Origin of the sequence: Gordonia sp. JH63, assembly GCF_009856645.1 — a bacterium.
GTDB lineage: Bacteria > Actinomycetota > Actinomycetes > Mycobacteriales > Mycobacteriaceae > Gordonia > Gordonia hongkongensis.
In genome coordinates this window covers 1,719,781-1,740,086 of the sequence record NZ_CP047235.1, presented here as the reverse complement: position 1 = coordinate 1,740,086, position 20,306 = coordinate 1,719,781, and the positions used below count along the sequence as shown (strand labels likewise).

Annotated in this window: 17 protein-coding genes; 8 read left to right on the top strand and 9 right to left on the bottom strand. The window is 69.5% G+C overall.

Translation table 11 applies throughout. The features are described from left to right. Positions 1-15: 15 nt before the first annotated feature. The 6 genes from GR168_RS07860 to eccCa all read right to left on the bottom strand — a co-directional run bounded on the left by GR168_RS07860 (position 16) and on the right by eccCa (position 8,653). Positions 16-720 carry an HAD family hydrolase gene (locus tag GR168_RS07860; protein WP_065629911.1) on the bottom strand — a complete coding sequence of 235 codons (705 nt, stop codon included), beginning with the start codon at positions 718-720 and terminating at the stop codon, positions 16-18. Next, positions 717-2,063 (bottom strand): phosphoglucosamine mutase, encoded by a 1,347-nt coding sequence (gene glmM / locus GR168_RS07855; protein ID WP_065629912.1) that lies wholly within the window; start codon positions 2,061-2,063, stop codon positions 717-719. Before glmM ends, GR168_RS07860 begins: the two co-directional genes overlap by 4 nt. Positions 2,064-2,065: 2 nt before the next feature. Further along, positions 2,066-2,587 carry a 30S ribosomal protein S9 gene (gene rpsI / locus GR168_RS07850; protein ID WP_065629913.1) on the bottom strand — a complete coding sequence of 174 codons (522 nt, stop codon included), beginning with the start codon at positions 2,585-2,587 and terminating at the stop codon, positions 2,066-2,068. Then, positions 2,584-3,027, bottom strand: coding sequence for a 50S ribosomal protein L13 (gene rplM / locus GR168_RS07845; RefSeq protein WP_058250710.1), 444 nt, complete (start codon positions 3,025-3,027; stop codon positions 2,584-2,586). Before rplM ends, rpsI begins: the two co-directional genes overlap by 4 nt. A 177-nt stretch (positions 3,028-3,204) precedes the next feature. Then, positions 3,205-4,557, bottom strand: a complete 1,353-nt coding sequence (locus GR168_RS07840) for a type VII secretion-associated protein (RefSeq protein ID WP_159370457.1) — start codon at positions 4,555-4,557, stop codon at positions 3,205-3,207. A 16-nt stretch (positions 4,558-4,573) separates the two neighbouring features. Then, positions 4,574-8,653 (bottom strand): type VII secretion protein EccCa, encoded by a 4,080-nt coding sequence (eccCa, locus tag GR168_RS07835; RefSeq protein ID WP_159370456.1) that lies wholly within the window; start codon positions 8,651-8,653, stop codon positions 4,574-4,576. 97 nt (positions 8,654-8,750) lie between these two features. Between eccCa and eccD the strand changes: the two genes are divergently transcribed. Both eccD and mycP read left to right on the top strand, forming a co-directional pair. Continuing rightward, complete coding sequence (gene eccD / locus GR168_RS07830; RefSeq protein WP_159370455.1) at positions 8,751-10,304, top strand: type VII secretion integral membrane protein EccD; 1,554 nt, start codon at positions 8,751-8,753, stop codon at positions 10,302-10,304. Continuing rightward, complete coding sequence (gene mycP / locus GR168_RS07825) at positions 10,304-11,725, top strand: type VII secretion-associated serine protease mycosin (protein ID WP_159370454.1); 1,422 nt, start codon at positions 10,304-10,306, stop codon at positions 11,723-11,725. The genes eccD and mycP overlap by 1 nt, the downstream gene beginning before the upstream one ends. 28 nt (positions 11,726-11,753) lie before the next feature. On the opposite strand, the gene GR168_RS07820 is transcribed toward mycP, so the two are convergent. Then, positions 11,754-12,707, bottom strand: a complete 954-nt coding sequence (locus GR168_RS07820) for a 4-hydroxy-3-methylbut-2-enyl diphosphate reductase (RefSeq protein WP_159370453.1) — start codon at positions 12,705-12,707, stop codon at positions 11,754-11,756. A 52-nt stretch (positions 12,708-12,759) separates the two neighbouring features. Here GR168_RS07820 and GR168_RS07815 point away from each other — a divergent pair, with 52 nt between their 5' ends. Genes GR168_RS07815 through GR168_RS07805 form a run of 3 tightly spaced genes read left to right on the top strand, consistent with a single transcriptional unit; the run spans position 12,760 to position 14,977 of the window. After that, positions 12,760-13,455 carry a lipid droplet-associated protein gene (locus GR168_RS07815; protein ID WP_159370452.1) on the top strand — a complete coding sequence of 232 codons (696 nt, stop codon included), beginning with the start codon at positions 12,760-12,762 and terminating at the stop codon, positions 13,453-13,455. Further along, entirely contained in the window at positions 13,452-14,738 is a 1,287-nt protein-coding gene (gene xseA / locus GR168_RS07810; protein WP_159370451.1) for an exodeoxyribonuclease VII large subunit, read from the top strand. Before GR168_RS07815 ends, xseA begins: the two co-directional genes overlap by 4 nt. Then, positions 14,735-14,977, top strand: coding sequence for an exodeoxyribonuclease VII small subunit (locus tag GR168_RS07805; RefSeq protein ID WP_068970159.1), 243 nt, complete (start codon positions 14,735-14,737; stop codon positions 14,975-14,977). The genes xseA and GR168_RS07805 overlap by 4 nt, the downstream gene beginning before the upstream one ends. Before the next feature lie 6 nt (positions 14,978-14,983). Here the strand turns inward: GR168_RS07805 and GR168_RS07800 are convergent, their stop codons facing one another. Both GR168_RS07800 and GR168_RS07795 read right to left on the bottom strand, forming a co-directional pair. Next, positions 14,984-15,313 carry a hypothetical protein gene (locus GR168_RS07800; protein WP_058250719.1) on the bottom strand — a complete coding sequence of 110 codons (330 nt, stop codon included), beginning with the start codon at positions 15,311-15,313 and terminating at the stop codon, positions 14,984-14,986. A gap of 57 nt (positions 15,314-15,370) precedes the next feature. Further along, positions 15,371-15,952: a DUF4245 domain-containing protein gene (locus tag GR168_RS07795; protein ID WP_159370450.1), complete on the bottom strand. Its 582-nt coding sequence runs from the start codon at positions 15,950-15,952 to the stop codon at positions 15,371-15,373. Positions 15,953-16,087: 135 nt separating this feature from the next. Here GR168_RS07795 and glpX point away from each other — a divergent pair, with 135 nt between their 5' ends. The 3 genes from glpX to GR168_RS07780 all read left to right on the top strand — a co-directional run bounded on the left by glpX (position 16,088) and on the right by GR168_RS07780 (position 20,303). Beyond that, entirely contained in the window at positions 16,088-17,083 is a 996-nt protein-coding gene (glpX, locus tag GR168_RS07790) for a class II fructose-bisphosphatase (protein ID WP_159370449.1), read from the top strand. Positions 17,084-17,172: 89 nt separating this feature from the next. Next, on the top strand, positions 17,173-18,870 hold the full coding sequence (locus GR168_RS07785; protein WP_159370448.1) for a fumarate hydratase: 1,698 nt from the start codon (positions 17,173-17,175) through the stop codon (positions 18,868-18,870). Between the two features lie 8 nt (positions 18,871-18,878). Then, positions 18,879-20,303: a class II fumarate hydratase gene (locus GR168_RS07780; RefSeq protein ID WP_159370447.1), complete on the top strand. Its 1,425-nt coding sequence runs from the start codon at positions 18,879-18,881 to the stop codon at positions 20,301-20,303. The last annotated feature ends 3 nt before the right edge of the window (positions 20,304-20,306 follow it).

Sequence of the window (20,306 nt, the reverse complement as noted above, 5' to 3'; positions counted from 1 at the left end):
CCATCAGGCGAGCGGTCAGTCGGGCAGTTCGATGCCGTGCGAGGTCACGGCGTCGAGCAGAGCGGTGGGCCGGTCGGCGGCCGGGACGTCGTGGACCAGCGCGAACGAGCAGCCGAGGGCGCGCGCCCCGCCGTCGGCGGTCTCGCTGTCCCCGACCATCAGCACCTCGTCGGCCGGCACACCCAGCGGATCGAGCGCGGCGTGGAAGATCCGGGGGTCGGGTTTGATCGCCCCGACCTCGTAGGACAGCGCGAACGCGGCGACGAGGTCCTCGACGCCGTGCAGGGCCAGCACCTTGCGCAGGTCGAAGGCGATGTTGCTGACGATGCCGACCGGAACCCCTACCGCACCGAGCTTCTGCAGCACCGCGACGGTGTCGGCGAACGGAACCCACGAGGACGGGTCGAGCACCCGGTTGTAGAGAGCGTTCGCGTGGTCGGCATTGCTCATCCCGACCGTGCGCAGCAACGCCAGGTAACCGGTCCGATGCAGCGCCGGGTCGAGATCACGACGTTCCCAGGCATCCTGGTCGGCACCGACGACGCCGTCGGGCAGACCGACGGGTGCGACCATGCGCCGGATCATGTCCGCCTGACGGTCGCGGTCGAACTCGGCACCGGTGTCGTCGCGCAGGTCGGCGAACCACTCGTCGCGCGCCTCGAAGCGGAACAGGGTGCCGGAGAAGTCGAACAGGACCGCGCGCGGTGCCCCACCGGTCATGCCCCGGCCCCCTGGACGACGTCGGCCAGACGGCCGGCCACCGCCAGCGCCTGATCGGCGGTCGCGGCTTCGACCATCACGCGGACGAGCTGCTCGGTTCCCGACGGGCGCAGCAGGACGCGACCGGTCTCCCCCAGTTCGGCTTCGGCGGCCACGACCGCTTCTTTCACCGATTGTGATTGGGCCACTGCGTGTTTGTCGCCCACGCGCACGTTGATGAGCTCCTGCGGCAGCACCGTCACGATGCCGGCCAGGTCGGCGAGCCGCGTCGACGTGGCGGCCATCCGCGCCATCAGCATCAGCCCGGTCAGGATGCCGTCACCCGTCGTGCCCGAACCCGGGACGACGATGTGACCGGACTGTTCCCCGCCGATCGAATAACCGCCCCGCCGCAGTTCCTCGAGGACGTACCGGTCCCCGACCCCGGTGGTGTGCACGGTGATCCCGGCCTCGCGCATGGCGATGTGCAGTCCGAGATTGCTCATGACGGTCGCGACGAGCACATCGTCGTGGAGCTTGCCCTGGTCTTTCAGGGACGTCGCCAGCACGGCCATGATGGCATCGCCGTCGACGATCTGACCCGTGGAATCGACTGCGAGACAACGGTCTGCGTCACCGTCGTGAGCGAGTCCGAGGTCGGCTCCGTGCTCGAGCACGGCCGCCTGCAACTTGTCCATGTGCGTGGACCCGCAGTCGGCGTTGATGTTGAGGCCGTCCGGCTCGGCGTGGATCGCGATGACCGTCGCCCCGGCGTCGGCGTAGGCCTGCGGAGCGAGCTCCGACGCCGCGCCGTGCGCGCAGTCGACGACCACGGTCAATCCGTCGAGGCGGGTGTCGACGGCCTGTGCGAGGTGGCGCCGGTAGCGGTCGCCGGCGTCCGGCGCAGCGACGATCCGGCCCACCGCAGCCCCGATCGGGCGGATGAACTCGCCGTCCATGGTCGCTTCGATGCGGTCCTCGACAGCGTCGTCGAGCTTGTGCCCGCCGCCGGAGAAGAACTTGATCCCGTTGTCGGGCATGGGGTTGTGCGACGCGGAGATCATCACGCCGAAGTCGGCGTGGTAGTCCGCGGTCAGGAAGGCGACCGCCGGGGTCGGCACGGTGCCGACGCAGATGGCGTCGACTCCGGTGGCGGCGAGCCCCGCACACACCGCGGCTTCCAGCATCTCGCCGGATGCGCGCGGATCACGTCCGACGACCGCGCGCGGACGCCGGTGCGACTCGGTCGCCGAACTCTCTGCGAAAACGACCGCGGCGGCCGAGGCCAGGCGCAACGCGAGCTCGGGGGTGAGCTCGTCGTTGGCCAGGCCTCGGACGCCGTCGGTTCCGAAAAGGCGTGCCAAGATCAGCGCTTGGAGTACTGCGACGCCTTGCGGGCCTTCTTGAGGCCGTACTTCTTGCGCTCGACCGCACGCGGGTCACGGGTGAGGAAGCCGGCCTTCTTCAGGGCGGGACGATCCTCCGGGGTGACCTCGATGAGCGCACGCGCGATGGCGAGACGCAGCGCGCCGGCCTGGCCCGAGGGGCCTCCGCCGACGAGCTTGGCGTAGATGTCGAACGACTCGGTGCGCTCGACGGTGACCAGCGGGGCCTTGATCAGCTGCTGGTGCACCTTGTTGGGGAAGTAGTCCTCCAGCGACCGGCCGTTGAGGGTGAACTCACCGGAACCCGGGGCCAGGCGAACGCGGACGACGGCCTCCTTGCGGCGGCCGACGGTCTGGATCGGACGGTCGATGACGACCGGCTCGCGGACCTCTTCGACCACAGCGGCGTCGTAGTCGTCAGCGGCGACCTCGACGGCCTCCACGACCTCGACGGCAGCCTCGTCGACGGCCTCGACGGCGTCGTTGATGTTCTCGTTGCTCACTGGGCCACCTGCTTGATCTCGAAGGGGACGGGGCGCTGGGCCGCGTGCGGATGGTTCGGGCCGGCGTAGACCTTCAGCTTCGAGGCCATGGCGCGGCCGAGCTTGGTCGACGGCAGCATGCCCTTGACGGCCTTCTCGATGACCCGCTCGGGGTAGGTCGCGAGCAGCTCGGTGGTGGTGCGGGACTTCAGGCCACCGGGGTGCCCCGAGTGGGTGTAGTTCAGCTTGCGATCAGCCTTGTTGCTGGTCAGCGCGACCTTTTCGGCGTTGATGATGACGACGAAGTCGCCGCCGTCCATGTGCGGGGCGTAGGTCGGCTTGTGCTTGCCGCGAAGCAGGTTCGCGACCTGCACGGCCAGCCGGCCGAGCACCACGTTCTCGGCGTCGATGACATGCCACGTACGCGTGATGTCACCGGCCTTCGGGGTGTAGGTAGGCACAGTTGTCCTCAACTCTTGTCGAATGGATGCTGGTCGGGTGCACGGCAGAGGTTGTTCCCGGCGACCAGTGGGGACCCGGGCCTCCGCTGACCTGGACACACAGCTGTGCGCCAGGCGCCGAGCACCAGCGATCCAGGCTACGCGACCGCGCTGGTCAGGGTCAAAACGGACTCGGCCTCACGACGACGGCGACACCCGGACCGACCGCACCGCCGCCGCGCATTCGTCGTCGGCGGATTCGGCCGCGGTACCCGCCTGACAGCCGATCGAGACCTGCAGACCGTCGTCGACCACGACGTACCAGCGGATCGCGCCGCCCGAGGCCGGTGACTCGCGGTAGCCGATCACGTCCCGCCCGCCGAAGCGGGTGGCGGCGGAGAACTCGGTGACGACGTCGTCGCCGCGCTGCTCGATCCGGTTGCGCAGGCTCCCCGCGACCGATTCCCGGGTCGAGCCGGCGCGCACCTCGGTGAGGACGGCGATGATGCGCCGGCCGTCGTCGGGATCGACGAACACCGCGCGAGTGGTCGACGGGTCGTCGGCAGAACCGCTCGGGGTCCGCTGTTCGGACTGCCGCCAGTCGCCGGGCACCGTCAGCGTCGCACGCCCGAGGCCGACCTCCGTCGACGCCGCGTCCGGTGCGGTGCCGCGCTGCCAGAGTCCCACCCCGATCGCGCCGCTCACGACCAGGATCGCCATCACCGCCGCGGCGAGCAGCGTCCCCGACCGGCGCCGGGCGGCGCCGACCGGGAGCGGGTCCGGGGGCCCGGGATCAGGGGCCGGGGCCATCGTGTCCTCGTCCGCACCCCCGGTGCGGTGGCCGAGCCGGACCACGAGCTCGCGGTCGACGGCGACCACGCGTCCCGCGACCGCGTGCCCGGCGATGACGCCGATCGCCGCGGACACCTCGTCCGGGCGGTCCCCGTCGACGAACACCGCCTCGACCGAGTCGTCGATGATGTCGAGCCCGTCCGCATTCGGCGAGGAGCGCGGCGCACGGCCGGCACCGGGACGGATGAGCCCGGAGCGCTCGATCACCCAGCCGTCCGGACCGCGCCCCACGATCTGCACGTCCCACCACGCTGGTCGCGGGTGGCCGGGATCGGCGGGCGGCCGCGGGAGATGAGTGGTCTCGACGACGGCGCACCGTCGCACGGTGAGGTCGGCGTGACTGCGCGCGACGAGCACCGCCCGCGGTAGGAGAGCCACCGGCGCGCGGCCGTCGGCGAGGTCGGCGAGGGCCGATGCCCGACGGGGTCCCCAGGTGCTCGGGTGCCCGACGACGAGGGGTCGGCCCGCGGGCAAGTCGAGGCCGGCGAAGACCCGTCGCCACACCTGGCGCAGGTGTTCGCGCCGACCGTCGGCCACGACACTCATCTGGTCCACCGACTCGAGCAGCGGCCGCACATCGCGATCCACCCGGCGCAGCCCGCGCTCCGGGTCGTGGACCAGCGGCGTCCCGAACGCGAGATCGACCACCGTCGGACGGTTCCCGTCGCCGATCGGTTGCACCTCGCCCGGCTGTGTCATCCGGCCCGACCCACCCCTAGTCGCCGATCGGGAGATGGGCGACCTGGATCATCTCCTGCGGCCGGACGCGCGACACCAGTTCGCCGCGGCCGGGCACCAGCGTCTGCAGCCTCGACCGGCCGGTGATGAATCCCTCGTCCCGGTCGCCGCTCATCAGCAGGATGTCCGACGACAGGTCCTTGAGGCGCGCGATCAGCGGATCGAACATCGCCCGACCGAGGCCGCCGGAACGTCGGGCGAGCACGATGTGCAGCCCGATGTCGCGTGCATGGGAGGCCAGTTCGACGATCGGCAGCATCGGATTGCCGGTCGAGGTGACGACCATGTCGTAGTCGTCGACCACCACGTACACCTCGGGCTGGCCGTCGAGCCAGGTGCGGTCCCGCAGTTGCTGGACCGTCACGTCCTCGGGCGGCATCCGGTTCTTCAGATACGCCGCCAGCTCCGTCATCATCGACGCCGCGCGGTCGGGCGAACTCGCGTAGCCGGCAAGATGATCGCCGTCGATGATCCCCAGCATCGTGCGGCGGTAGTCGACGAAGACGATGCGCACCTGCTCGGGTGTGGCACCCGCGACCAGCCCGGTGACGATCGTCCGCAGCAGGTTGGTCTTGCCGTGTTCGACGTCGGCGAACGCCATGAAATGCGGTTGGGCGGTGAAATCGAGGACCACCGGGGCGAGTTCGAGCTCACCGACACCGATCGCCACCTGATTGGGTGCCAGCGTCAGCCCGGCGGCGGCAACCGCGCGCTGCACCGATGCGTAGCCGATCTCGGTGCTCAGCTTGCGCACGGCCATCGCCGAGCGGCCCGGATAGGCGGCGGTGAGCTTCTCGACCGACTGGGCGACCCCCGCGGGCAACGACTCGGCACTGCTGACCGAATCGAGCCGGGGCAGCGCGATCAGCATGTGCAGCTCCTGCCCGGTCAGGCCGCGGCCGGGTCGGTTCTGCGGGACCAGCGCGGCGGCGCGACGACCCATGTCGGAATCCATCGGGTCGCCCAGCCGCAGCTCGATCCGGGTACCCATGAGATCGCGGACCGCCGGGCGCACCTCGGCCCACCGGGATGCGGTGACCATGACGTGGACGCCGTAGCTCAACCCCTGGGCCACGATCGCGGTGATCTGTTCCTCGAGCGATTCCAGTTCCGTCCGCAGCACGTTCATGCCGTCGAGGACGAGGAACACGTCGCCGAACCGGTCCTGCGCCAGCGGGTCCGACGCCGGCGAGGTGACGCCGGACCGGAACCACGCTTCCCGGCGGGACCGGTAGTCGCGCATCGACTCGATGCCCAGCCGGGTGAACAGCAGTTCGCGCGACCGGACCACGGCCGCCACCTCGGCGACCGTACGGCGGACCGCGTCCATGTCGCCGCGCGAGGCGACCGAGCCGACATGCGGGAGCCCGGCGAGACCGGCCAGACTGCCGCCGCCGAAGTCCAGACAGTAGAACTGCACCTGTTCGGGCGTGTGGGACGCGGCGGCCGACATGATGATCGTGCGCAGCGTCGTCGACTTGCCCGACTGCGGACCGCCGACCACCGCCACGTTGCCCGCGGCCCCCGCGAGGTCGATGACGAGCGGGTCGCGTCGCTGGTCGTAGGGCCGGTCGACGACACCGATCGGAACCGTGAGATGCCCCGGCACCGCCGGGTGGGACCAGTCCCGCTCGCCGAGAAGATGTTCCACGGTGGGCGAGTCGTCCAGCGGCGGCAGCCACACGCGGTGGGCCGGCGGGCCCGCGTGCTCCATGCGTTCGACGATGGTCTCCATGAGCGTGGGCACCTGCGCCGAGACCGGCTCGAACTCGGTGGGCGCCTCGGGTGCCGGCGGTTCCTCGTCGAGCAGGCTCTCGGCCTGATCGAGCAGCGAACGCGACGCGCCCTCCTCCAGCGGCACCGGAAGTGCGGTGAACACCTTGAGGTTTCCGCGACGCGATGACGCCGTGGTCGTCGGATCGACCGACTCGGTGACCGTCGGCGAGTAGTAGGCCCCCGACACGTAGGAGGTGTTGAACCTGATCGGGTCCGCCGAATCGCACTTGAGGTACGCCGAACCCGGGACGCTCGGCAGGTGATAGGCGTCGGGAACACCGAGAACCGAGCGGGACTCGTTGGCGGAGAACGTCTTCAGGCCGATCCGATACGACAGGTGCGAGTCCAGGCCCCGGAGTTTGCCTTCTTCCAGCCGCTGCGAGGCGAGCAGCAGATGGATGTGCAGCGAGCGACCCAGACGACCGATGGCGACGAACAGTTCGGCGAAATCGGGCTTCTGCGAGAGCAGTTCGGAGAACTCGTCGACGACGATGAACAGTGCCGGCAGCGGATCGAGGCGCACCCCCGAGGCGCGGGCGCGCTCGTAGTCGGCGACGTTCGCGTAGTTGCCCGCCGCCCGCAACACCTCCTGGCGCCGGTTCATCTCGCCCGAGAGCGCGTCCTTCATCCGGTCGACCATCGAGAGTTCCTGCTCGAGGTTCGTGATGATCGCGGCGACGTGCGGCGCGGATTCCAGGCCCAGGAACGTCGCACCGCCCTTGAAGTCCACGAGCACGAGATTCAGCTCCGACGGCGAATGAGTCGCCAGCATCGCCAGGACCAGCGTGCGCAGGAACTCCGACTTCCCCGATCCGGTGGCGCCGATGCACAGCCCGTGCGGACCCATGCCGCCGTGCGCGCTCTCCTTGATGTCGATCTCCACGGGCGCGCCCGTCGGCGTGTAACCGATCGGCACGCGCAGGCGCTCCCGGCCGGTACGACCGCGCCAGGCCGTCGAGGGATCGAAGCGTGCGGCGTCGTCGATGCCCAGCAGCGCGGGCAGGCCGGGGTCGGCCGAGGTCGCCTCGGACTCGAGGTGGGCCAGCGTCGCCGCGGTGGCCAGCCGGTAGCGCGCCATGCGCCGGGCGATCGCCTCCGCCTCGGGAATCGTCAGCGAGTCCATGTCGGCGAACTCCTCGACGCCGGCGGCGCTGCGTGCGGAGACCTTGCCCCCGCGCACGACGAGTTGCAGCCCGCGCCGCACCGCGAGACCGTCCGGCGGCGCGGTCAGGTCGAGGATCGTGACGCCTTCCATGCCGGCGTCGTTGATGATCCGCTCGTCGCCGGCGACGTAACCGTCGTCGATGATCACCACGAGGTGTGCACGGTTGGCGTTCGGCGGCGCCGACCGGCTGAACCGGCCGCGCTCGAGGAGGTCCGCGGCCATCGAGTTCTCGAGGTCCGCCAGCGTCGGGTAGATCATCCGCATCGCCCCGACGCCGTCGCGCAGCGTCGGATGTCCCACGTGCGGAAGCCATTTCGCCCAGTCCCAGGCCTCCCCCGCCGGATCGCCGGTCACGATGCCGATGTGCAGGTGATCGGGACCGTGGAACGCACACAGCTCCACGACCATCGACCGGATGAGTTCGCGGGTCTCCTGCCGCGCACCCTCGATGTTGATGGCGGGGAAGCCGCGCAGCGAGATCGAGGTGGGCAGGCGGTACACCGCGGAGTGCGTGCGCACGAACCGACGAAGGGCCACCATCGACACCGGCTCGATGTCCTCGAGGGGCCCGGTCTCCGGCGGCATGAGCCGCGTGGCGAGTCGCTGGACACCCACCCCGACGCGCACATGGGCGAAGTCGGCGTCGCTGGGGCGGCGTTCCCACATGCGCCTGCTGCCGATCACGTCGAGCAGCGCACGCGGGTCCGGGTGGCTCCAGGTGCGTGCTGCGCGCTGGTTGTCGACGGTCTCGAAGACCTGGCCGCGCAGCTGGCCGAGATAGCGGAAGTAGTCCTTGCGTTCCTCGTTGAGTTCTCCGGCGCGTTTGCCCCCGCCACGGCCGCCGGCGGCGAACATGCCGAACATCGACATCAGCATCATCAGCGGGAACATCATGAACAGCGGGTTGGTCAGGATGTTGCGCCCACCGGTGACGACCATCAGTGCCACCATGCCGACGACGGCGACGACCATCACCACCGGCAGCAGTTTCATCAGGAGGCCGCCGGGCACCACCCGCGGCACATCCGGCGGCGCCTGGATGTTGACCTCGCCTCCGGGCGTGCGTGGGGGCGTGATGCGCGGGCGACGCACAAAGCCCTCCGTCGTCGTGACCACACGTCCCCCCTGACATGTCGCGCTGTGTATCCCCGGGCGGTCGAACCCGCCGCGGTTGGCTATGTTAGCTGCTGAATCTAGGGGGAGGATTGACCTGATGTCGTCTGTGGACGGATTCGCACCGGGGTACCCGGCCACCGCTGCCGACGCGGACACCGGGGATCGCCGGCGGGGTGAGGGGGCCGTCGAGCCGCAACTCGTACGGGTGTCCGTGCTGGGCGGCAACACCCAGCTCGACGTCGGACTGCCGGCCGGCATCCCCATCGCCGGACTCATCGGTGACCTTGTCGCCCAGATCGAATCGCGCAATCCCTCGAGGTCGGACCCCGACGACCCGGATGCCGACGCCCGCAATCCCGGCCGACCGCACGACCGGCAGAACAAGTGGACGCTCGCGCTCGTCGGACAGGACCCACTGCCCCTGCACCGGTCGCTGTCGGAGTCGGGTATCCGTGACGGCGACCTGCTGCTGTTGACCTCCACGCGAACCGGGGAGTCCCCGGTGCTGTTCGACGATGTGGTCGACGCTGTCGCCCGATTGAACGAATCGCAGTTCGTCGACTGGACCGCGGCGTCCGCCCGGAAGGTCGGTTACGCACTGGCACTCGTCGCCGCGATCGCGGCGGCGGCGTCCCTGGCCGCGGTCCGCTCCGGCACCGGCGCCCTGTGGTTCGCCGGGTTGTCCGGGCTGGCGGTCGTCGGATTCGTCACCGCCTCGACGATCGTGTCCCGCTACTACCGCGACGAGCAGAGTTCGACGGTGCTGTCCCTGTGTGCCGCACCGATGGCCTTCGTGACCGGGATGATCGTGACGCCCGGGTCATACGGCGCCGCACACCTCACCCTGGGCTTCGCGTTCGCACTCGTCGCCGCGGTCGTCAGTTATCGCATGACCGCGGCCGGGGCGACCGCACACAGCGCTGTGACCAGCGCGGCGCTGCTCGGCGCCACCGGTTGTGGGGCGCGACTCCTCATCGATGCGCCGGTGGCCGATGTCGCCGCCGTCATCGCCGCGGTCGGTCTGCTGTGCATCGGTCTGGCTCCCCGCACGACGATCCTGCTCGCGAAACTGCCGCTGCCCCCGGTGCCGACCGCGGGTGCCGCCATCGACGTCAAGGACATCGAACCGCGACCGGCCATCGAGGGCATCGGGGCGATCGGCGCGACCGCCCTTCCCAACGCCGATGCGCTGGAACGTCGTTCCTACCTCGCCAACGCGTACCTGACCGGAATCGTCGGCGGGCTCACGATCGTCACCGCCATCGCGGCCGTGCTCACCGCCGCCCCGCTCGCCGGGTTCGAATGGCGCAACGCCGTCTACGCCGCGATCATCGGCGTCGTGCTGTGTCTGCGGGGCCGCTCTCACAGCGACCTGTTCCAGGCGGGAATCCTCGTCATCGGCGGATCGCTCGTGGTGATCACCCTGATCACCGGTCTCGCGTTCGGCGACGACCAGTGGCCGGTGATCGGTTTCGCCCTCGGCATCCTCGTGGTGATCGGCGCCCTCGTCTTCGGGGTCGTCGCACCGAACCAGGACTTCTCACCCGTGATGCGTCGGTGGGCCGAGATCGGCGAGTACATCCTCGTCGCCCTCATCGTGCCCCTGCTGTTGTGGCTGCTCGACCTGTACCGAATGGTCCGCGAGATCTGATGCGCGACAACCGTGTCCGTGGTAGTGGAGTATTCGCGACGACCCTCGTCGCGACCCTCGTCGCGACCCTCGTCGCGGCACCCGTCGGGGCCTCGGCGACGCCCGCCGCGGCGGTGACCCCGCCTCGGATCGATCCCGGCGCCCTCGTCCGGTCGGCCCCGGTCGCCCCGCTCGAACCGACCGAGCAGCGGCACCTGTGCAACATCCCGGAACTGACGCGCACCGTGACGAAACCGACCGCGGCGCAGGCGATGATGAATCTCCCGGAGGCGTGGCGGTTCAGTCGCGGACAGGGTCAGCGAGTGGCCGTCATCGACACCGGGGTGACGCCCCATCCTCGGCTCGGTCGCGTCGTCGCCGGTGGCGATTACGTCTCGGGCGGCAACGGACTCGACGACTGCGACGCCCACGGCACCCTGGTCGCCGGGATCATCGCCGCCCGGCCCAGCACCGCCGACGCGTTCGTCGGCGTCGCGCCCGCGGCATCCATCATCGCGATCCGCCAGTCCAGCAGCGCTTTCCAGAAGAAGAACGACCGCGCCCGGGACTACGCCGCACCGGTGGTCGGCTCGGGTTACGGGTCCGTCCGGACGCTGGCGCACGCCATCGTGCGCGCGGTCGATCTACGCGCCACCGTCATCAACATCTCCGAGGTGGCGTGCGCGTCGGCGGCGGATTCGGTCGACGACCGGGCGCTCGGTGCGGCCATCCGGCACGCCTACGACCGGAACGTCGTGGTCGTCGTGGCAGCCGGCAACCTGACGCGCGACGGCGCCTGCCAGAACCAGAATCCGGCTCCCGCCGCCGACGACCCCGACGGATGGCGGTCGGTCGCGACCGTCGCCAGTCCCGCCTGGTACTCGCCGTACGTCCTCACGGTCGGCTCGGTGGACGCCGACACCGGCTCACCGAGCGATTTCAGCCTGCATGGCCCGTGGGTGAGCGTCGCAGCGCCGGGCACCGACATCGTGAGCCTGGACAGCAAGCGCGGTTCGAGCCGGCTGGCGTCGGCCCAGCAGAGCGACGGCGGGCCGGTGCCCTTGATCGGCACGAGTTTCGCCGCGCCGTACGTCGCGGGCACCGCCGCGCTGATCCGGGCCCGCTTCCCGGATCTGACCGCGCGCGAGGTGATGGACCGCATCATCGCCACCGCCCATTCCCCGGGAACCGGGCGCGATCAGCGGATCGGACACGGTGTCATCGATCCGGTCGCCGCCCTGACCGCCGAAGTGCCGGCCGATCAGCAGCCGGACCGGGCCTCGGCGCCCATCGCCGCACCTCCCGTGGCGCAGCCACCGGACGATTCCGCGCGCAACGTCGCGATCATCGGCAGCGCCGTCGCGGCGATCGTCATCGCCGCCGTTCTCGCGATCGCACTACCCCACCGGCGGGTGCGCAAGCTCGACCCGGACGAGTTCTGAGCAGCCGAGGCCGGATCGTGGCCGGAGGTCAGCTGGATGAACGTGCGGGGCGCAGCTCGCGCGGGAGCGCGAAGGTCAGCGTCTCGTTGGCCGTGTTGACCGTCTCGACCGTGCCGTAGCCGCGTTCGGCGAGGTAGTCGAGAACCCCGCGGACCAGCACCTCGGGCACCGACGCGCCGGAGGTGACGCCGACCGTCGTCACACCCTCGAGCCACGAGTCGTCGATCTCGCGGGCGTAGTCGACCAGGTGGCCGGCCTTCGCGCCGGCCTGCAGGGCCACCTCGACGAGGCGCACCGAGTTCGAGGAGTTCTGCGATCCGACGACGATCACCAGGTCGCATTCGGGAGCCATCGCCTTGACCGCGACCTGCCGGTTCTGGGTGGCGTAACAGATGTCGTCGCTGGGCGGGTCGTTGAGTAGCGGGAACTTCTCGCGGAGTCGACGGACCGTCTCCATGGTCTCGTCGACGGACAGGGTGGTCTGCGACAACCAGACGAGCTTCGACTCGTCACGGACCTCGACCGCGTCCACGCTGTCGGGACCGTCGACGAGCTGGATGTGCTGTGGGGCCTCGCCGGCGGTGCCCTCGACTTCCTCGTGGCCCTCATGGCCGATCAGGAGGATGTCGTAGTCGTCGCGCGCGAATCGCTTCGCCTCTTGATGGACCTTCGTGACCAGCGGACACGTGGCATCGATGGTGCGCAGGTTGCGCTCCGCGGCGGTCTGGTGCACCAGCGGGGACACCCCGTGCGCGGAGAACACGACCAACGCGCCCTCGGGCACCTCGTCGGTCTCGCCGACGAAGATCGCCCCGCGCTCGGCCAGGGTCTCCACGACGTGCCGGTTGTGCACGATCTCCTTGCGCACGTAGACCGGAGCGCCGTGCTTGTCCAGGGCACGCTCGACCGTCTCCACCGCACGGTCGACACCAGCGCAGTAGCCGCGGGGTTCGGCGAGCAGGACACGCTTCGTCTCAGACATGCTTCCCAGGGTACGGGTTACGCGGCGTTGCCCGTGATGGCAGAGTGTTGGCATGGATCGCGCACCGTACCCCGCCCGGATAGCCGCAGGTCTGATCGTCACCGCCCTCGAGGAGACACGCAAACTCCCGGCGCTGCTCATCACGTTGCCGATGACCGCCATCAGCCAGACCCTCCAGGCCGGTATGCGAGCGCAACAGAACATCGCCGAACTGGCCATCAAAGGCGACGCCGCCCTGGAGATGCTCTTCGACCGGCCCGACGAACAGCCCGAGTGGGCACGTTTCGACGAGGACGACGCAGCGGGTCCCGACCCGGTCGCGCCCGCGGCGGTCACCGACACGTCTGTGCAGGACGAGAAGCCGAAGGCCGCCGCGACGACCCCGTCGCCCACGACCATCGACGAGGAGATCGAGGAGGCGGCCGCCGACGCCGATCTCGCCGCACCGCCGCGCGCCGATGCCGGGCGGTTCGCGCTGTACAGCTCGACCCCCGACGAGGTCGTCGCGGCCGAGGTGCCGGGCACCGAGGCGGTGGGTTCCGCCGACGGCTCGGGGCCCGAGATCGTCGAGCTCATCGACTACGACACCCTCACCCTCGCGCAACTCCGGGCCCGCCTGCGGTCGGTCGCCGTCGAGGACCTGATCGCACTCGTCGACTATGAGAAATCCCACCGCGACCGCGCGCCGTTCGTGACGATGCTCGAGAACCGGATCGCCGCGCAGAACAAGCGCTCCACCGAAGCGTGACCGGGGCCGACACGAGCGACACACCGCGACGTTCCTCGTCACCGAACTCGGCCGAGCATCCCTGGCCGGTCCGGACGGTGAACACCAAGATCGCCGACTGGATCCATCGGCTCGGACAGATCTGGGTCGAGGGACAGGTCACCCAGATCAGCCGGCGGCCGGGGACCCGCACTGCGTTCCTCACCCTGCGCGATCCCGCTGCCGACATCTCGATCTCGGTGACGTGCAGCCCCGACCTGCTGGCACGCACCGAGGTCCCGCTGACGGACGGCAGCTCCGTGGTGGTCCTTGGCCGGCCGAGTTACTACACCGGGCGCGGCACGGTGTCGCTGCGGGTCAGCGAGATCCGGGCCGTGGGCATCGGCGAGCTGTTGCTGCGTATCGAACGGCTGCGGCAGCTCATGGCCGCCGAGGGCCTCTTCGATTCACGGCTCAAACGGCCGCTGCCGTTCCTGCCGCGCGCCGTCGGCCTGATCAGTGGCCGCGCGAGCGCAGCGCAGCACGACGTCGTGAGTGTCGCCACCGCTCGATGGTCGAACGTGCGCTTCGACATCCGGGAGGCCCCCGTGCAGGGGCCGACGGCGGTCGCCCGCATCCTGACCCACCTGGCCGACCTCGATGCCCACCCCGATGTCGACGTCATCATCATCGCGCGCGGCGGGGGCAGCGTCGAAGACCTGCTCCCGTTCTCCGACGAGGCGTTGCTGCGCGCGGTGTCGCGGTGCCGGACCCCGGTCGTCAGCGCGATCGGGCACGAACCCGACAATCCACTGCTCGATCTCGTCGCGGATCTGCGCGCCGCCACTCCGACGGATGCGGCGAAGCGGGTCGTTCCCGACGTCGAGGCCGAACTCGCGGGCATCGCGGAACTGCGTCGACGCAGCGCGCAGGCCCTGCGCAACTGGGTGCGCCGCGAGTCCGGCGTCGTCGCCGCGCTGCGGGCGCGGCCGGTGCTCGCCCGACCCGGGGTGCTCGTGGACTCCGAAGCCGGGCAGGTGGCCGAGCTGGTCCGCGCCCTGCGCCGAGATGTGTTGCGCCACATCGACTCCGAGGAACGACGTACCGACCATCTCGGTGCGCGCCTGGCGACACTCGGTCCCGCGCAGACCCTGGCGCGCGGCTACGCGGTGGTACAGCGCACCGACACCGACCCGCCCCAAGTGGTCGGCACGCTCGCGGACCTGCCGCCGGGTGCACCCCTGCGCATCCGGGTCGCCGACGGCGCCGCAACCGCCCGGGTCGACGAACCCACGACCATGCCGGAACACGGAGGAAATGCGTGAGCACCGACGAATCATCCACTCCGATCGAGGAACTCGGCTACGAGGAAGCACGCGACGAACTCGCCGAGATCGTCACCACCCTCGAGCACGGCGGACTCGACCTCGACGCCTCGCTGGCGCTCTGGGAGCGTGGCGAGGCCCTCGCGACCCGCTGCGAGGAGCACCTGCGCGGTGCCCGCGAGCGCATCGAGGCGGTCATCAGCACCGGCTCCGACCCCGATGACCCCGAGGACGACTGAGACCGATCAGTCGAACCGGGTGAGCGCCTCGCGGTCGAGAACACTGATGCGCGTGTGCTCGGCGGTCGGTCGCGCACCGGCCCGCGCGAGGACCGGCCGACGATCCTCCCCACCCCTCGATGAGGAGGAAAGCGGCCGCCCCACAGCGGAATCCGGAGGCGGCCCGACGATGTACGGAAGACCGGATGCGGTCGCGGCCCCGGATCGCGGGTCGGTCGGCGCATCGATGGCGCCCGCCTGTTGCACCGGAACGGTCACCACGAGCAGCACGAGGACCGCGACGAGCACGAGCCTGGCCCACACGAGGTGCAAGCCGAACCCCGATCCCCCATCCATGAGCGCCTCCTGCCGAAGACGCTAGGAACCGCGGGCCGGGTTCTCACGAGTAGTGCGCTACCCCAATTGCAGCGGCTGCTGGGCGACGACCGACGACGCGATCGTCTCGATGTCGGCGTCGCTGCCGCGCGACAGGACCGCGATGCGTACCTTGCCCAGGTCCGTGATCCAGAACCGCTTGCCCTCCGACGTCTCGTAGGTCACCCACTGCCGCCCGCCCGCCTGGCGTGTACCGGTACCGGAGATGTCGGCGAAATCACCCCCGCTGCCGCCGCCGAGGTAGGGGACGAACACGTCCTCGGGCGCATCGGACTGACTGAGCTGGACGTAGGCGCCGTCGCGGCTGAGCCATCCCACCGTGCTGACCCGGTGCCCCTCGATCGCGTCCGACGAACCGGAGTTGGGCCGCCAGCCCTCCGGCGTCGGCGGGCGGCGGATCGGGAACGGGAGCTGGGCGGCGTCGGCGTTCAATGCGCTGACCACGTCGAACGGCGGTAGCTTGCTGTCGGCCACGTCCTTGGAGGCCCCGATCGAGCAGTTCCCCGACGCGATCGCCACCAGCGCACACAGCGCGAGCAACGGGACCAACGACCAGAACATGTCCTTGCCGTTGTTCAGAATGCGGGGTTTGTCAGCCATGGCGCCGAGTATCCCACCAGCAGGGTCACTGACCGAATGCCCGGTGTGACATGCAAGGATGGTGGTCGAGACCACCGCCACCATCACTCGGCGCCGCTGGAGTCGACCCGCGCCGAACAGAGGAGTCGATTGCCCATGACCGTCAGCACCCAGCAGGCCCCGGACCGCAACCTCGCGATGGAGTTGGTCCGCGTGACCGAGTCGGCTGCACTCGCGGCCGGTCGTTGGGTCGGTCGTGGCGACAAGAACGGCGGCGACGGCGCGGCGGTCGACGCGATGCGCGAACTGTTGTCGTCGGTGTCGATGCGCGGTGTCGTGGTCATCGGTGAGGGCGAGAAGGACGAGGCGCCGATGCTCTACAACGGCGAAGAGGTGGGCAACGGCGAAGGCCCCGACTGTGACGTCGCCGTGGATCCCATCGACGGCACCACGCTGATGGCGGAGGGCCGCCCCAACTCGATCTCGGTGATCGCGGTCAGCGAGCGCGGCACGATGTACGACCCGTCGGCGGTCTTCTACATGGACAAGATCGCTGTCGGGCCCGAGGCCAAGGGCGCCATCAACATCAACGAGTCCGTCGAGTGGAACATCAACTCGGTCGCGAAGGCGAAGGGCATCGACGTCGCCGATCTGACCGTGATCGTCCTCGACCGTCCTCGTCATGCCGATCTCATCGGTGAGATCCGGCAGGCCGGCGCCAAGATCCGCCTCATCTCCGATGGTGACGTCGCCGGTGCGGTCGCCGCCGCCGACGACTACTCCACCGTCGACATGCTGATGGGCGTCGGTGGCACTCCCGAGGGCATCATCACCGCCGTCGCGATGAAGTGCATGGGCGGCGAGATCCAGGGCAAGCTGTGGCCGCGCAACGACGAAGAGCGTCAGAAGGCCATCGATGCCGGCCACGACCTGGACCGGGTGCTGACCAACGACATCCTGGTCAGCGGCGAGAACGCCTTCTTCTGCGCCACCGGGGTCACCAACGGCGACATGCTGCGCGGCGTCACCTACCGGCCCAATGGCGCGACGACCCGGTCGCTGGTGATGCGCTCGAAGTCCGGCACCGTCCGCCGCATCGAGGCCGTCCACAAGCCGGCCAAGCTTCGCGGCTACTCCCGAATCGATCTCTGAGACACGACATCGGCCCCACACCAACACCGGTGACTTCACGAGTCAACCTCTGGCGTGGGGCCGATGTCGTGGGCGATACGATGCGGTCCGTGAGTAAACCAGCCTCAGCCCCCGAGTTTCTCTACTCCGATCTGCTCCCGACCGGCGCCGACGAGACCCCGTACCGGTTGATCACGACCGAGGGTGTGTCCACGTTCTCCGTCGACGGTCGGACCTTCCTGAAGGTCGACCCGGAGGCCATCCGGAGGCTCACCGCGGAGGCCATGCACGACATCAGCCACTATCTCCGCCCGGCTCATCTCGCGCAGTTGCGCAAGATCATCGACGACCCGGAGGCCTCGGGCAACGACCGGTTCGTCGCCCTTGACCTGCTGAAGAACGTCAACATCTCCGCCGGCGGCGTGCTGCCGATGTGCCAGGACACCGGCACCGCCATCGTGATGGGCAAGAAGAGCGAAGGGGTCCTGACCGGCACCGACGACGCCGAGGCCATCTCCCGCGGTGTCTACGACGCCTACACGCAGCTCAACCTGCGGTACTCGCAGCTCGCCCCGCTGACGACGTACGAGGAGAAGAACACCGGCTCGAACCTGCCCGCCCAGGTCGAGATCTACGCCACCGAGCAGGGGCCCAAGGGTCCGGAGTACAAGTTCCTGTTCATGGCCAAGGGCGGTGGCAGCGCCAACAAGTCGTTCCTGTTCCAGGAGACGAAGGCGATCCTGAACCCGACGAGCATCCTGGAGTTCCTCGACGAGAAGATCCGCTCGCTGGGCACCGCGGCCTGCCCGCCGTACCACCTGGCCGTCGTGATCGGCGGCACCTCAGCCGAATTCGCGCTCAAGACCGCCAAGTACGCGTCGGCGCACTACCTCGACAACCTGCCCACGCAGGGTTCGATGTCGGCGCACGGTTTCCGCGATCTCGAGCTCGAGGAGGAGGTCTTCCGGCTGACCCAGTCGTTCGGCATCGGGGCGCAGTTCGGCGGCAAGTACTTCTGTCACGATGTGCGCGTGGTCCGGCTGCCCCGCCACGGTGCGTCGTGCCCGGTGGCGATCGCGGTCTCCTGCTCGGCCGACCGTCAGGCCCTCGGCAAGATCACCGCCGACGGCGTGTTCCTCGAGCAGCTCGAGACCGATCCGGCCCGCTACATGCCCGCAGCCGGTGTGGCCGAGGACATCTCGGGTGGCGAGGTGGTCGAGGTCGACCTCAACCGCCCGATGCCGGAGATCCTCGCGCAACTCTCGCAGTATCCGGTCAAGACGCGCCTGTCGCTGACCGGACCGCTGGTCGTCGCGCGCGACATCGCCCACGCCAAGATCAAGGAACGCCTCGATGCCGGCGAGCCGATGCCCGACTACCTGCGCGACCACCCGGTCTACTACGCCGGGCCGGCGAAGACCCCCGAAGGCATGGCCTCCGGATCGTTCGGTCCGACGACGGCAGGCCGGATGGACAGCTATGTCGAGCAGTTCCAGGCCGCCGGGGGCTCGATGGTCATGCTGGCCAAGGGGAATCGATCCAAGCAGGTCACCGAGGCGTGCGGCGCGCACGGCGGTTTCTACCTCGGCTCCATCGGCGGGCCCGCGGCACGTCTCGCGCTCGACTGCATCAAGAGCCAGGAGATCATCGAGTACCCCGAACTCGGCATGGAGGCCGTGTGGAAGATCGAGGTCGAGAATTTTCCCGCCTTCATCGTCGTTGACGACAAGGGCAACGACTTTTTCACCGACCCGAGTGGGGCCGTCAACGTCCCGCTGAGCGGCATAAGGATTCGATCGAAGGAGTAGGCACGCCGATGACCGAGGACACACAGACCGACGCGCAGGGCGAGCAATACCGCATCGAGCACGACACCATGGGCGAGGTCCGGGTACCCGTCGACGCCCTGTGGCGGGCACAGACGCAGCGTGCCGTGGAGAACTTCCCGATCAGCGGACGCCCCCTCGAACGGACCCAGATCCGGGCGATGGGACTGCTGAAGGCGGCCTGCGCCACCGTCAACGCCGACCTCGGTCTGCTCGACAAGGAGAAGGCCGACGCGATCGTCGCCGCGGCCACCGAGATCGCGGACGGACGCCACGACGACCAGTTCCCGATCGACGTGTTCCAGACCGGTTCGGGCACCAGCTCGAACATGAACACCAACGAGGTCATCGCGTCGATCGCCAAGTCCAACGGCGTCGAGGTGCATCCGAACGACCACGTCAACATGTCCCAGTCGTCCAACGACACCTTCCCGACGGCGACGCACGTCGCCGCCACCGAGGCCGCCGTCACCGACCTGATCCCGGCGCTCGAACATCTGCAGAAGACGTTGGCCGACAAGGCAACCGAATGGCGTGAGGTCGTCAAGAGCGGGCGCACGCATTTGATGGACGCGGTACCGGTCACGCTCGGACAGGAATTCGGCGGTTACGCGCGTCAGGTCGAGGCCGGCATCGAGCGCATCACCGCCGCCCTCCCGCGCGTCGGCGAACTGCCCATCGGCGGTACCGCGGTCGGCACCGGCCTCAATGCGCCAGATGGCTTCGGCACCAAGGTGGTCGCCGAACTCGTGTCGCTCACCGGCGTCGAGTCACTCACCCTCGCGAAGGACAACTTCGAGGCGCAGGCGGCCCGTGACGGGCTCGTCGAACTCTCCGGCCAGTTGAAGACCGTCGCGGTGTCGCTGACCAAGATCGCCAACGACGTCCGTTGGATGGGCTCGGGTCCGCTCACCGGGCTCGGCGAGATCCTGCTCCCCGACCTGCAGCCGGGCAGTTCCATCATGCCGGGCAAGGTCAATCCCGTTCTGCCCGAAGCTGTCACGCAGGTGGCGGCGCAGGTCATCGGCAACGACGCCGCAGTCACCTGGGGCGGCGGCAACGGCGCCTTCGAACTCAACGTCTACATCCCGATGATGGCGCGCAACGTCCTCGAGTCCCTGAAGCTGCTCGCGAACGTCTCGCGGTTGTTCGCCGACCGCTGTATTACCGGTCTGCAGGCCAACACCGAGCGGTTGCGCACGCTCGCGGAGAGTTCGCCGTCGATCGTCACCCCCCTCAACAGCGCCATCGGCTACGAGGAGGCAGCGGCCGTCGCCAAGCAGGCGCTGAAGGAGGGCAAGACCATCCGCGAGACCGTCCTCGACCGCGGCCTGGTCGGCGACAAGCTGACCGAGGACGAACTGGACGCCCGGCTCGACGTGCTGAAGATGGCCAATCTCGACCGGGAGCGCTGACAA